The sequence below is a fragment of the Ezakiella peruensis genome (assembly GCF_900215725.1).
GTDB lineage: Bacteria > Bacillota > Clostridia > Tissierellales > Peptoniphilaceae > Ezakiella > Ezakiella peruensis.
In genome coordinates this window covers 185,799-199,358 of record NZ_LT962469.1, presented here as the reverse complement: position 1 = coordinate 199,358, position 13,560 = coordinate 185,799, and the positions used below count along the sequence as shown (strand labels likewise).

10 protein-coding genes are annotated in these 13,560 nt (G+C 31.6%); all 10 read right to left on the bottom strand.

Features of this window, described 5'->3' with window-relative positions:
* Positions 1-5: 5 nt before the first annotated feature.
* The gene (locus tag CUU59_RS00975; RefSeq protein ID WP_099950163.1) at positions 6-1,352 is read right to left on the bottom strand and encodes an MBOAT family O-acyltransferase; all 1,347 of its coding nucleotides are present in this window, start codon (positions 1,350-1,352) and stop codon (positions 6-8) included.
* A 226-nt stretch (positions 1,353-1,578) separates the two neighbouring features.
* Complete coding sequence (locus CUU59_RS00970; RefSeq protein ID WP_099950162.1) at positions 1,579-1,836, bottom strand: hypothetical protein; 258 nt, start codon at positions 1,834-1,836, stop codon at positions 1,579-1,581.
* Positions 1,837-1,850: 14 nt separating this feature from the next.
* Positions 1,851-4,553 carry a M23 family metallopeptidase gene (locus tag CUU59_RS08235; RefSeq protein WP_245870532.1) on the bottom strand — a complete coding sequence of 901 codons (2,703 nt, stop codon included), beginning with the start codon at positions 4,551-4,553 and terminating at the stop codon, positions 1,851-1,853.
* A 19-nt stretch (positions 4,554-4,572) separates the two neighbouring features.
* Entirely contained in the window at positions 4,573-7,014 is a 2,442-nt protein-coding gene (locus tag CUU59_RS00960) for a VirB4-like conjugal transfer ATPase, CD1110 family (RefSeq protein ID WP_245870531.1), read from the bottom strand.
* Complete coding sequence (locus CUU59_RS00955; RefSeq protein ID WP_099950161.1) at positions 6,962-7,342, bottom strand: PrgI family protein; 381 nt, start codon at positions 7,340-7,342, stop codon at positions 6,962-6,964. Before CUU59_RS00955 ends, CUU59_RS00960 begins: the two co-directional genes overlap by 53 nt.
* Positions 7,343-7,356: 14 nt before the next feature.
* On the bottom strand, positions 7,357-8,283 hold the full coding sequence (locus CUU59_RS00950; protein ID WP_099950160.1) for a VirB6/TrbL-like conjugal transfer protein, CD1112 family: 927 nt from the start codon (positions 8,281-8,283) through the stop codon (positions 7,357-7,359).
* A 33-nt stretch (positions 8,284-8,316) separates the two neighbouring features.
* Positions 8,317-8,724 carry a Maff2 family mobile element protein gene (locus CUU59_RS00945; RefSeq protein WP_099950159.1) on the bottom strand — a complete coding sequence of 136 codons (408 nt, stop codon included), beginning with the start codon at positions 8,722-8,724 and terminating at the stop codon, positions 8,317-8,319.
* A 12-nt stretch (positions 8,725-8,736) separates the two neighbouring features.
* Complete coding sequence (locus tag CUU59_RS00940) at positions 8,737-9,195, bottom strand: single-stranded DNA-binding protein (RefSeq protein WP_169922810.1); 459 nt, start codon at positions 9,193-9,195, stop codon at positions 8,737-8,739.
* On the bottom strand, positions 9,188-10,105 hold the full coding sequence (locus CUU59_RS00935) for a CD1107 family mobile element protein (RefSeq protein WP_099950157.1): 918 nt from the start codon (positions 10,103-10,105) through the stop codon (positions 9,188-9,190). Before CUU59_RS00935 ends, CUU59_RS00940 begins: the two co-directional genes overlap by 8 nt.
* An 82-nt stretch (positions 10,106-10,187) precedes the next feature.
* Positions 10,188-13,493, bottom strand: a complete 3,306-nt coding sequence (locus CUU59_RS00930) for a stalk domain-containing protein (protein ID WP_099950156.1) — start codon at positions 13,491-13,493, stop codon at positions 10,188-10,190.
* Positions 13,494-13,560: the final 67 nt, after the last annotated feature.

The following is a 13,560-nucleotide window of genomic DNA, read 5'->3' as shown; positions in this document are numbered from 1 at the left end:
TTCACCTAAAATCTAAAATACAAAAATGGATTAAAGCTGCCCGAAACTATAAAGGCGGCTGAAATTATAAAGAGAATTAAAAATAATATATGTCTGACCCAAGGTCTCATTTTGTCATAGAGCTTTTCAGGCCAGTCTGTGGCAAAAATAAAGCCTAAGACAAAGAGACTGCCGTATTGAAGGATGGTCATTGCCGCCTTGATATCGGTAAAGGGCAGATTAAATAGGCCATCAAAAAATGTCCCTAAAATCGAAAAGTCTTCTGCAATAAAGATTAGCCAGCCGACCAAAACTACGGCGAGCGTATAAATCCTCTTCAAAAATACTGGGGCTTTGGCAAAAATTTTGGACAAAACATATTTCTCAATAATTAAAACTAGGAAATAATAAATCCCCCACAAAATAAAATTGTAATTGGCACCGTGCCAAAGGCCAGTTAGGGCCCAGGTCACAAATAAGTTAAAGATGTGGCGGAGAGGCTTTACCCTGTTGCCGCCCAGGGGAATGTAGACGTATTCCTTAAACCAAGAGGACAGGGTCATGTGCCAGCGGGTCCAAAAATCCGTAACCGATTTTGCCATATAAGGATGGTTGAAGTTCCTTGGAAAGTGAAAGCCCAGAGCCCGGCCAAGGCCAATTGCCATAAGAGAATAGCCTTGAAAGTCAAAATAAATTTGAAAGGCGTAGGCAAAGATTTTGATGAGAATCATGGCCACAGAATTGGCCGCCTCAAATTCAACCAAATTAAAAACAATGCCAAAATTATTGGCCAAGAGGACCTTTAAAAAGAGCCCTTGGAAAAATATCATCATGCCGTCATAGACAGCGTCAAGCGAATCGTCCCGAGTCTTTAGCTCATTTTCAATGTCAGTATATTTGACAATCGGCCCAGCGATCAGCTGTGGAAAAGATACAATATAAAAACTAAAGTCAATTAGATTTTTTTGTGGGCCAACTTTTTTCCTGTAGACATCAATAGTGTAGGACATGGTCTGGAAGGTATAAAAGCTGATGCCAAGTGGCAGGGCCAGCTTGGGCAAGTCAATTGCAAAAGTCTTTGAAATGAGTCCTGCGTATTTAAAGGCAAATAAATTGCCCACAGAAAATAAAATTGAAATAATGAGCAAGGCCTTGCGAGTCTTTGGAGATTTTCCCTCCATCATAATGGCCAAAAAATAATTTAAAAGTATATTTACTATCATTATAATTAAGTATTTTGGCTCGCCCCAGGCGTAAAAAACCATGGACATCAAAAGCAGCCAAGCATTTCTATACCGCCTTGGCAAAAGCAAATTAACTATCAAGGTGATAGGCAAAAAATAAAATAAAAATATAATCGATGAGAAAACCATATTCACACTCCTATCCATTATTATAACATGTAAAATTCAAATGTGCTGTGTTTTAAAAATATCTTATAATATCTTTTAATACATTGATGTTACACCATTCTTGAATTTCTATATTTTATAAATTTTTCTTATTTTTCAATAAAAATGAGCTTATTTAGTTCTCATAACTACAAAATAACTACAAAAATTGTTAATTAGTTTCTATATTATATGATGTTGATTCTGCTTATTTGTCATTACTCATATAATCATTTTTATCAACTTCATTGTTACTAATTATATCATCAAAATTCAAGTCAATCAATTCAATATATTCTGATAAACTTATTTCTGTTTTTTCAAAAGTTTTATATAGCATATCTTTCATGTAGCTTTCTTTTTCATCTTGAACTTTTTTTAGATCTGTTTTTATTTTATCTAACTTTTTTATAAGATTAGCTTCCTTTTTTTCTAATTGCTCTAGCTTCCTATCTATTGCATTCATAATCTTCCTCCTTATTATTTAGTTTTAAACCAAAGCATTGGATCAAATCTTTGTTTTCCAATTCGAACTTCAAAGTGTAAATGATTGCCAGTAGAATCTCCTGTGCTTCCAACTAGTGATATAACATCACCAGCTTTAACTTCTTGCCCAACCCTAGCTATAAGTGATGAGCAGTGAGCATAAGCTGTTTGATATTTGCCATGATCTATAACTACTATATAGCCATAAGAGTTAATCCAGCCAGAATAAATTACTTTTCCATCTTTTGCAGCCTTAATTTCTGTTCCGTTTGGTGCGGGAATATCTGTGCCTAGATGTCCCTCCTGGTTACCATATATTGGATTTATTCTATATCCAAATTTAGATGATATTTTATAATGACCTGGCAAAGGCCACTCAAATTCGCCGTCTACAGGTTCAAGTTTTTCAACATTACTACCTTTATAAACGTAATTATTTAAATTCTTAGAACTAGCATTTTTAGAAAATGCAGAAATATTTTGGGAAGTTCTTGAATAGAGAAAATAAGGATTAAGTGTTACACTTCCGTTTTCATCCTTTTTCGTTATTCTCACATTTATATTGTTTGCTTGACCTACAACTTGTTTTTTTGTAACATGTTCTCCTGAATTTACGCTAACAGTACCTAACCCAGAGTATTCAATTTCATAAGTTGGTCCGTCATTTACAGTATGCTCAAACTTAATCTCTCCTCCACTAGCTTCTTTGACATAACAATCAAAGGGAGAGTATACATTCTTGCCTGTTGATATAGTTGCATAATCAGAAAAAGTAGGTGGTGGTCCATGCCATCCATATTCCCACACAATGCTATCTTCAAACTCTATATCCCCTGGTTGAGCTAACATAGCTAAAGAACCCAATCCAAATTTAATATTTTCATAAATGAATTTTTGGTCATCGTTTAATTTCGAAGTATAAAATTCTTCGCCTTGACTAAAATAGTTGTTATATAAATAAGCTTCTATAATTATATAATCATATGGTACTTGAACATAACTTGCACTGCCATCTGGATTAATTTTAATTTCTTGCTTATATCTTTTTTCAATAATTCTATTAGTTTTAATAACATATTGGCTAGCAAATAAATCAGCAGCTAATCTTTTACCTTCAGCGCTATCATAGTATTCTCCATTATTAATAGCAGAAAAATATGTTTGCATTTGCATAATATTGTGCCCAGCAGGATCTGCTTCAAATATAAATTCATCTGCATCTGGATTTTCTTTTACAACCCCACTGGCCCAATTTTCATACAAAATTATAGTAGATAAGCTGTATTCATCCTCTACTTCACTAACTGTTGAATCGTCAGTTTTATAAGCTGAAAATTCAGTTTGTCCAGATGATCCAAGGCAAGATAATGCACTTGATAATAAAAGTATTAAAATTAATATTAAGCCACAAATTAACAGAGTGGCATTTCTAATTTTTCTATAATATATTTTTCTAGCAAGAGTTTTCTTTTTCATGCTATTTTTCATTCTTTTAAAAAAATTATTTTTTGCTTTTTGATTAAACTCTTTTTTATATTTCTTTTTAAGTTTAGCTTTGCTGGCTTTATCCGCAACTGGATTTTCTGACATCATTTGATTGATGTATTTTTTCTCTTCAAAATGTTGCTTTTTAAATTCGAAATACTGTTTTTCTTGATTTTTATTTCTCTTTTTTATAGCATTTCTTTGTCTGAATTTATTTTCTCCATATTTTGCAACAGTTTCAGCTGTATTAACTACTTCTTGATAAACTTCATCTTTTTTTATTTCAGGTGCGGTTAATTCCTTGAATTTATCCTCTGTCTTATTAAGAGCATAGTTTGCAGCTAAAAATGGAGATGTTTTCAAAGCATATCCCAAATGGCTCCATCTCATAGATTCATTAAGTGCATAAATTTTTCCATCTTCTTTATTTCTAACAAATACTTCGATTGGTTCACTTAATATATTTAAATTATGAGGTATCATAATTGTAAATCTTCCAGTCTTTCCAGCGATTTGTTTTACTTTTGCATTAAACTCTTCGCTTACTTCGTCATTTGCATATTCTTCAGCGACTTTTCCTTCAATTGTTCTAGCAATTCTTTTGGATCTATTTAAATATCTTTCGCCAGCTATGCTACCTCTATTAAATTGTGGTCTTTTTAAATCGGCTTCATATTCTTCTCTTTCAGCCTTATCTTTTTTATTGGCATATTCAGCTCTTTTTTGTCCATATAATTTATTTTTCTCTATAAATTTTCTTTGCTCTTTTTCGTTCCAACTAGCTGATTGTTTATTTTTATAAGCTTCTGATGACTTTTCTCTAGAAAACTGATCTTCAGCTTTATCTTCATTTGATTCTTTAGTTTTAGATTCTGAGTTTTCTTTATTTTGTTCATCGTAAGATGGCTGGCTATTTTCTTCTTCGTCATAAAAAGACAGAGGGGTCATATTCTTAACACCCTCTGCTTTCGTTTTAGCTATCCATTGCTCTTGATATTTATCAAAAGAATAGTCGTTGTTTTGACTACTGTTGTTTTTTTGTTCTTCAGCACCTGATGATGAAACCCTTTGCTTCATTGAGTCAAGTTTTTTATCTTTGTTCTCGTTAAAGTTTTCAGCTTTCTTTTTTTGACTATCAAAAGATTTTTCTGTTTTACTTCGGTCATACTTAGAGCTATCTTCTATATCTCTTTTAAATTTTTCATCTGACATAGCAAACTCCTTTCAAACTTTATATTTCAGATTCTCCTGGTTTAGTTGTTATTAATTTATATAATTTTGTATCTCTAGGAACCTTGTTTCTAAATGGAACTATTTGAGATCCATACTTTATAAGTCCTTCTCCAACTGGAGAATCAATAACAAAGCTCAGTTGATCGTCTGATACCTGTAATTTCTTAGCTATAATATTTCTATCCCCAGCTGCTTGGTTCATCATAATCAAGAAGTCAGAGTTATCTAAAATATTCTCTGTTTCAAAATTTCTTAACAAGTCTTTTATATTCTGAGTAATACCCGTTGGTATTCCTCCCCACTTTCTAAAACGTTTCCAGAAATCTAGACTGTAAGCTGTTGATTGATCGTCCCTTAATTGTTTATGAAATTCGTCTTGGTAAAACCAAGTTGCACGACCTACATCTCTATTCTTAGATACCTGATTCCATACGTTATCTTGAATTATTAACATCCCAATTTTTTCTTGAGTTCTACCGATATTTTTAATGTCATAGCAAACGATTCTATTGTTTAGGTCAACATTCGTTTTGTTGTTAAAAACATTCAATGAACCTTTTACATAAATTTCCAATGCGTCAGCAATTATTTTTGCATCTAAAGCATTATCTTTTTGTTGTAAAAGCTCATTATATAAATCTTCAAGTATTGGCATATTTTCTTCTGTTGGGTTTGTAAAATATTCTGTATATATTTTTCTAACACATCTATCCAAAACAGACATTTGTACTGGATTCAATCCTCCAACATTGTTCCTTTTTAATATTAGCTCACAAAGACCCATAATAAAGTCTGATTTTACAGCTATTGGATCTTGATCCAATCCATAGTTTACATTAATATCCATAGGATTAATATAGTCTTTAGAACTCATCGAAACTTCAATTACTTGTCCCCCAAGAGCTTCTACAAGTGGTCTATATTCCGCTTCAGGATCTGAAATAATAATATCGTCATTAGTGCTTAAAAAGACGTCTGTTATTTCTAGTTTTGCTGTTACAGATTTACCGCTGCCTGGTATGCCAATTATTAGTCCATTTGGGTTAGTTAGTGATCGTCTATTTGCCAATATAATATTATTTGATTGTGCGTTTACTCCATAGCTAAGACCGCCATTTGTATCATATAGCTCCTGCACTGAAAATGGAATTAAAATTCCAAGAGCAGATGTAGACAATCTTCTGTCAATCCTTACCTCGTTGTAACACAGAGGTAAAGATGACATAAAAGCATTTTCTTGTTGATAATCTAATTTTCTCATGTTGCAATTATATTTTTGCATAACACCATTAATTGAGAATATAATATCATCTAATTCTTTTTTAGTATCAGCAGTAGCTGTAATAATAAAAGTAGTTAAAAAATGTCTTTCATTTCTTTGTTGCAAAGCGTCTAATTGATTTTCAGCTTCTTCAACATTCTTATTCAATGTTGGCGAAGAAATATCTGTAAATATGCCTTTTTGCATATTTTTCATTTGCAGGTCTGCTTTTGTTTGGTTTAGATCCATTATTTTCTTTTTTGCTTCTTTAATTGCCTTACTTTGTTCTATTGATTGAACGTGAATATTTACAACTAAATCATTTTTAATATTTAAAAAATCTAGTAAAACCTCGTCAGATAGTTCAGGTGCAGTTATATTAAAAGCAACTGTACAGCCAAAAGCATTTCCAGTTTCAAAATATCTTTTTTCAAAGTTAAACGAACCAGGAGCTATGAAATCTTTTGTATCTAACCCTCCACCTTTAATATTATTCCAATTAAAGGCAAATTGATTATATGGTTTATCTACATTCATTATTTTATACATTACCTCTAACCTTTCTTTGCCATTTAAAGGCTCGGCAATTGTGTTTAATTCTCTCTTGAATTTATTCATAACGTCTGTTTCAATCCTTTGTAAACGTTGTTTTACCTGCTTATAATTTTTACCTTTTACTCCAAAGGTTAAATATTTATACTTAATGATTCCAGAGTTTCCTTTGTTTAATTGATCGTCAATCATTTGCATTCTTTCTTTTCTTATATCATTAAAAGCGTCATCTTTTTCTTTATAATTGACACCCTGAAGTTTTTCCTGTCCCTTCCTATTTAAAAAAGTAAGTTGAAAAGGAACGGAATCATCAAAGTAATTTAAAAACTTTGAATAAGTATTAAATATCTTTAATTTTTCATCATCTTGAGCCAAGGAATAATTTGTGTCTTGAAATCTAAGAGTTTTAGAAAAAGTGCCATCGTATAACTCGCAAATACCATCAGGGTACATTCTTTTGTACGGAATTGTTTCCTGTACAGTTAATGGCAAATTTCCATTTAAAAACATTTTTTGAAAAAAATTAGGCTTATTGCTTCTATTTTGTATATCCCTATTTTTATTTGTAGATTTCTTAACGTTTTTGCCTTGTGCCTTTTTTGCGGTTTTTGATGTTTTTGTTGCCACTGTTTTCTCTCCCTTTCTTTATTTTATATTTATTATTTGTTTGATAAATTCTTTTTCTTGGTGTTAAATCGTCTTTTAGTATCATTTTTAAATATTGCATTAAAGTTTTTCCATCTTTACTGTAAAAACCTGATACAATTACAGGACCACTAACTATCATTAATAAAAGCGATGCCGCAGAATCTCCTAACTTGCTTCTAGCAATTAAATATGTTCCTATTCCTAAAAGTCCACCAGCTAACAAGTAAACAAGTTGTCTGCTTGTTAGTCCGAATATAATTTTTGTTTTTACTTCGCCTAAATCTTTAGGTACTTCTACATATGCCATTAAATCCCTCCTTTTTAGTTTGCACCAACTATTGAATTAGCTATGCTTCCTGTTTTACTTAGCATTATTATGGTTACTATTGAAAAGGCAAGTAGTTGTAGCATTGCACTTGAAATTCCAGCTTGTCCTAATCCTACACTATGGAGAATGCTTTGTTGTAGTCCTCCCATTATGCCAAATACCATTACTAGCAAAACTCCTTGCAGTCCCTTTGCTGATATCTTTTTAATATGATTATTTCCTATTTGGCTCCATTCTTTATTCATGTATGTGGAAATAGGTATAGCAGATGTAGATATCAACAGGTAAATTTCAATAATTCTTGAGTAAATTAGAATATACATAAACATGGTTCCAAGAGATAAGGTAAGATTTGCCACCATAGAAAGAACGAGAGGCCATATTAAATCGCCACCACTCATGCTGTCTATCATTGTTTCAAAAGCTTGAAAATCTGTTCCAGTCGATGAACTACCAGCAGATATTACACTTGCTACTTTTTCTATAATTTGTGCAGAAAAATCTAGTATAGCAACTGATATATTCCATGCATTGTTTATTACAAACAATCCTAATGTAGCCTTTAAAAAAAGCTTTATTAAGAATTCAACTGTAATGCTTTCTTGTATTTTATTTTTTTCTAATATTTCATCTATAAGAGTATAAAAAAGCAGTGACGATAATATTATTATCCCTATGGGTATTATTACTTCTTTATTAAGTCTGTTTAGTATGTCGTAAACTCCGCCATAATCAGTTGGAACAAACTTAACTTGATCGGATACGGAATTTATTGAAACCATTCCATCACCTGCCGTAATATTTGTTAAGTTGTTTTTTATAGCACCTCTGATTAAGTTGTCAAACCAAGTATCAATGCCAAGTATTCCAATAACTATATTATTAATAAACCAAGAGCTTAACATTGTAATTATATTCATAATCTAATCACCTCTTGAAAATGATTATCACCCCTAAAACAGAGGCGATAATACATTGGTCATTGCTTTTTGAACATTACTGTTGATAATTAAAGCACCTGTTGAGCTTCCTCCACCTAGTAACTCTAATACAAGATTTTTAAGTCCTGGAACAGCAGTAAAAGCTATTAGCAGTATACCCGCTCCAGCGCCTAGCATTTTCCAGCCTTGTGTTTTTGCAGCTGCATTTTCTTGTTGCGTTCCTTCAATCATTTGCATGGCACCTGACAACAAAAATCCAGCGCCAAATAGTGCTACGACATTTTTAATTACATCATCAAATAATATTTCGATGTATTTAAGTGCGGCTTCGCCAATGCCAGCTCCTTCTGCTAGTGTCGGTACTGCAAAAATTGTTAGCATTAACACTAGCGCTAGCGATATATATTTAAATGTTTTCATATTTTCCTCCTATTAAAACGGAATTTCTTCATTGTATGGAATAAAGTCTTCCACTACGTTTTCATTTCTATTTCTTTTATTGTCCAACTCTCTTGATGTGTATGGCTGAGGACTTATTAATTTATCCTCGTCTACCCAGTCAACAAATTCAAAAGTTTGTCCTAATATTTCAGTTGTGTATCGGGTTATTCCCTCGGCAGTTTCATACCTTCCAGTTCTTATTTCTCCTTTTATAGCAATTCTTCTGCTTTTATAAAAGTATTCTGCGATTGTTTCTCCAATTTTGCCCCAGAATGTTACTTTAATAAAATCAGCTGTAGGCCGACCCTCTGCTTCACACTCTAGTCTTTTTTCTTTCGAATATCCTCTATCAACAGCAAGGATAAAACTAGTGATGATTTGCCCATTGGAGGGAATACTTCTTATATCTGGATTGGTTGCAAGTCTGCCAATTAAGGTTACATTATTCATCATCTTCCTCCTCAAAATATTCATCATAGTCTATTTCATCTGAATCTGAGTAATAATCATCATCTTCTTCATTGCTTTCATCAGAAACATAATCTTCTGATTTTTTCTTCTTGTAGTATACAAATCCACCTGCAAATATTGCCATTAGAAGAAATGTTATCCAATTTGAACTGCCTGACTTAGTCTTTTCAGACTGTTTGTTTCTCTCTTGTTTTAATCTCTCTTCTTCAGCTTTTTTATTTTCTTCGAATTCTTTTCTTTCTTGCTCAAGTTGAAGTCTTGCAGCCTCTTGCTCAGCTTTCATTTTATCTTCAACGCTTTGACCTTCAATTAAATTCAATAAATCTTGTTCACTAACTTCTGTGAGCATTTGAACATTTTCTTTGTCTTTTCCGTGATCTACTACAATTAAAAACTCTTTTCCAGAAGCTGTTTTAATTCTCATGAATTGACGCATATCAATTTCATTGTCAGTTTTTTCCTCTGGTTGTTTTTGTTTTTCTTCAATTTTAGGCGTTATGTCCTTAGCATTTTGATCAACATTTTCTGTAACTGTCGCCCTTGCTTTGCTAGGCTTAGTTGCTAGAATATTTGTTGCTTTTATATTTCCACCTTCAACCCTTGGTATTTTTTTAATGACATTTTGAGTATCAAGATCTGTTAAAGGTATTGAGTTATTTGGATTTGGATCTACGATATTATCCTCATTTCTTGTCGGTCTAAAATCTTCTGGATCTACATTAAAATAATCACTTGCAGGTTGAGTATAAGTTTCAACAGAAATGACTTCTGATTCCTTATTTTCACTATAAATATCTGTTATTTCGCCTTCAGCTCTTATGCCAGAATTTATATTAAGTGTAATTGCTGCCAGGAGTATATACGCTAATAATTTATTTTTGCTTTTCATTAACTCTCTCCTTTAATTTAGTACTATAAGCAAAAAGCTATAACCACGAGGATTATAGCTTTTGCAATAGTTTATTATTTTATTATTTAGCAAATTTAAATAGGATTGCAGAATAGTTTGCTTGATCCCATTCAATTGTGTTTTTAACACCATCGTTAATGTTTCCGTGTGTTCCTCCAAAAGCTTTGGCTAAATTAGAGATAGAAACAAATGTTCTTTGATTGTTAATAACTGGTCTTTGATCCATTTGGTAAGTTGTGCCATTTGATCCATAAATGTATCCTGTAAATACATTCATTCTAAATGTTGCCTTAGCCAATACTGGATTTGAAGTATTAGTAAAGATAGCTTCTTTATTTAATTCATCATACTCTACATTGTATCCTAAAGCGTTAGCTGCAAATCTGATTGGAAGCATTGTTCTTCCATTTACTGCATATGAATTTACGTCCATATAGACAGTTGTTTTTTCGCCATTCTTAATAATGTTATAATAGCTCTTATTAATTGGGAATACTGCCATTTCGTTAGGATCGTGACCTTCAGCTTTTAGCATATCAGGAGTAATAACAGTTCCTTCTTGATTTGTGACAGAATTGCCTTCTCCACCAACTTCAACTTCAATTTCTTTATACTTGTTGTTATCCATAGGATCAGTTGCTACAACTTTTAGCTTATCTTTTGCCTTGAATTTATCCTTTTTAACTTCAATGGTAAAGTTGCCTTTGTAGTCTGCTTGTCCGCTTAAAATTCGTTTATTTCCATTGTAAATATCAATATACCACTTAGTTTCTGTTTTACCAGTAATTTCTTTATCTGTAGCATTGATATCTTCAACTTCTAGCTTATAACGATTTCTTCTATTATCTTTCATGTTTTGAAGAATTCTTTCAAGGTTTTCGATTGCCCATTTATAATCTTCAAGTTCTGAATATCTATTATATAAAACATCGTATGCTTGATCGATAGCTCTTTCAAGATCTTCAGATGGATATCTGATTCTCTTTGCTGATTCAACTAAATCTTGAAGTTTTTTCTTTTGATAAGCAGGATCATTTTCATTCTTTTTATCTTCTTTTTCTTTTTCTTCTTCATCAAATTTATTTTTCTTAAGATCAGCTAATTCTTTTTTGATTTTTTCAAGTTCTTCAACTTTTTCTTTTAGACTTCCTTCGAGTTTTTCTTTAGCTTCTTTAAGTTCTTTATTAGACTTTTCAAGAGCTGCTTCTTTTTCTTCAAGAGCTTTATCTTTTTCAGCTAATTTCTTTTCTAGATCAGCTAGTGCTAAATCGCCAACAATCTTGTTGACTTCTTCAACAGTTTGAGCATTGTCAACTTTTGTAGTTGCTTCAGCTTTTTGTGCTTCATCTAGATTTTCATCTTTTGAAATTTGATCTTTAGCATTTTCTTTTGCTTTTTCTAGTGATTCAGCGTCAGCTTTCTTTAGAGCTTCTAACTCAGCTTTTGCTTTTTCTAGGTCAGCAATTTTATTGTTAAGATCAGCAATTTCTTTTTCTTTTTCAGCAATTGTTTTTAGTTTTTCGTCATCGCTATCATTAATAGATTTTTCTAATTCAGCAATTCTGTCTTTTAAATCTTGATTTTCTTTTTTAAGATTTTCGATTTCTTCTTCATCTTTTGCAACTTTATCTTCAAGTTCTTTAATTTGCTTATTTTTTTCTTCAATAAGTTTTTGTGTTTCTTCGTTGTCTCCTGAAGCTGCTAACTTTTCTTTTAAAGCTTCAATTTCTGCTTTAAGATTTTCGATTTCTTCATTAGCTTTTGTAAGGTCGGCCTCTTTTTCTTCAAGAGCTTTATCTTTTTCAGCTAATTTCTTTTCTAGATCAGCTAGTGCTAAATCGCCAACGATCTTATTGACTTCTTCAACAGTTTGAGCGTTGTCAACTTTTTCAGTTGCTTCAGCTTTTTGTGTTTCATCTAGGTTGTCGTTATTAGAAATTTGATCTTTAGCATTTTCTTTTGCTTTTTCTAGTGATTCAGCTTCTGCGTTTTTTAGAGCTTCTAATTCAGCTTTTGCTTTTTCTAAGTCAGCTTCTGCTTCAGATAATTTATTCTTAGTATCTTCTAATTCTTTTTTAGTAGCTTCGTCAGCTGTTCCACCTGCTTCAAGTTGTTTTTTAAGATCATCTCTTTCTTTTTTAAGATTTTCGATTTCTTCTTTAATCTTATCAATTTCTGCTTTAAGGTTGTCATTTTCTGTTGTCTTATCTGAAATTGTTTTATCCTTTTCTTCAATTTCTTTTTCATATTTAACAATCTTTTCTTCAAGAATTGTTATTTTCTTTGTGATTTCTTCATCTTCAGATGGATTTGATGGCTCTGGTGATGAGTATCCAGTAATAACAATTTTTAATAGGTTTGCTTTATTCAAATAGCCACCATAAGAACCATCCGAATTTTTTATATCTTTTTTTGTATAACCAGGTTCTTCCCTATTATCATCGTGTCGATGTCTTAACCCAAAAATCTCTCCTGGGTTTATTCTACCACTGGCAATAGTATTCGTTCCTTTTTGTACTGAATAATTTAAACTTGTCATACTTTTAGATGTTGTAAAAATTAGTGGAGTAGCTGTAAAACTAGATGATAATGTTCCATTTTCTATATCTACAAAATAATTAGAAAGTAAATCATCTGATGTGAAATCATTTGTTTCATTCATTTGATTGTATCCGCCTGTAATTTCAAAAAAATAGTTATCATAAGAAATTGGTTTTGTATTTGAATTTTCCATCATCTCTTTTACATATTTGCCTGTGTTTGTATCAACTCTTAAAGTTCTGTGGTATCCTTGAACTCCATTAAAAGATAGTCTTACAGGTTTTAAATCCTTTATTCCATCTCCTTCAACTTCAACTGGTTGAGGATAATATGTTCTAGAAAAGTTATCCGAATAAATTGTTTCCACTGGCTTTCCTGGAGCGCTAGCTGACCCGTATCTAAGTGTTGAAGCTAGATTTTTATTTACTTTAATTTCATCTAAGGAGACATCAATCTTTATTTGATCTCCCTTAAAAAAAACTAGTTCAATCTCTGTATCTTTTTTGTTCAAGTATTCACCCATAGAGTTTAATATTAACGAAAAATAAACTTTTCTTTGAGGTTTAATTTTGTTAGTAATTGTCATAACACAATTTATACTTTGCGATTCTGTACCCTCAGTATATTTTGCTGTAATTGTTCTTTTTTCTAAATCACCATCTATAGGTTTTTCAAGTCCTTCAATTTTAAAATTGTCATCATTAATTTCTACTGGTACTACATATCCCTCATCAACTGCACTAATTTCTTTAATCATTCCCAAGTTTGGTACTACAAGCATTAATACTGCTAATGCTACTGATAAAATATTTTTTAAATTTTTCATGTTATTTATTTCCTCCTTATATTTTTAACATTACTTTTTTAATAAAATTTTTAAAATAATTTTTTAA

Excerpts from the sequence above, each read along its gene's own strand:
- CUU59_RS00975 (WP_099950163.1), bottom strand. The coding sequence starts at position 1,352 with ATGGTTTTCTCATCGATTATATTTTTATTTTATTTTTTGCCTATCACC.
- CUU59_RS00970 (WP_099950162.1), bottom strand. The coding sequence starts at position 1,836 with ATGAATGCAATAGATAGGAAGCTAGAGCAATTAGAAAAAAAGGAAGCT.
- CUU59_RS08235 (WP_245870532.1), bottom strand. The coding sequence starts at position 4,553 with ATGTCAGATGAAAAATTTAAAAGAGATATAGAAGATAGCTCTAAGTAT.
- CUU59_RS00955 (WP_099950161.1), bottom strand. The coding sequence starts at position 7,342 with ATGGCATATGTAGAAGTACCTAAAGATTTAGGCGAAGTAAAAACAAAA.
- CUU59_RS00950 (WP_099950160.1), bottom strand. The coding sequence starts at position 8,283 with ATGAATATAATTACAATGTTAAGCTCTTGGTTTATTAATAATATAGTT.
- CUU59_RS00945 (WP_099950159.1), bottom strand. The coding sequence starts at position 8,724 with ATGAAAACATTTAAATATATATCGCTAGCGCTAGTGTTAATGCTAACA.
- CUU59_RS00940 (WP_169922810.1), bottom strand. The coding sequence starts at position 9,195 with ATGAATAATGTAACCTTAATTGGCAGACTTGCAACCAATCCAGATATA.
- CUU59_RS00935 (WP_099950157.1), bottom strand. The coding sequence starts at position 10,105 with ATGAAAAGCAAAAATAAATTATTAGCGTATATACTCCTGGCAGCAATT.
- CUU59_RS00930 (WP_099950156.1), bottom strand. The coding sequence starts at position 13,493 with ATGAAAAATTTAAAAAATATTTTATCAGTAGCATTAGCAGTATTAATG.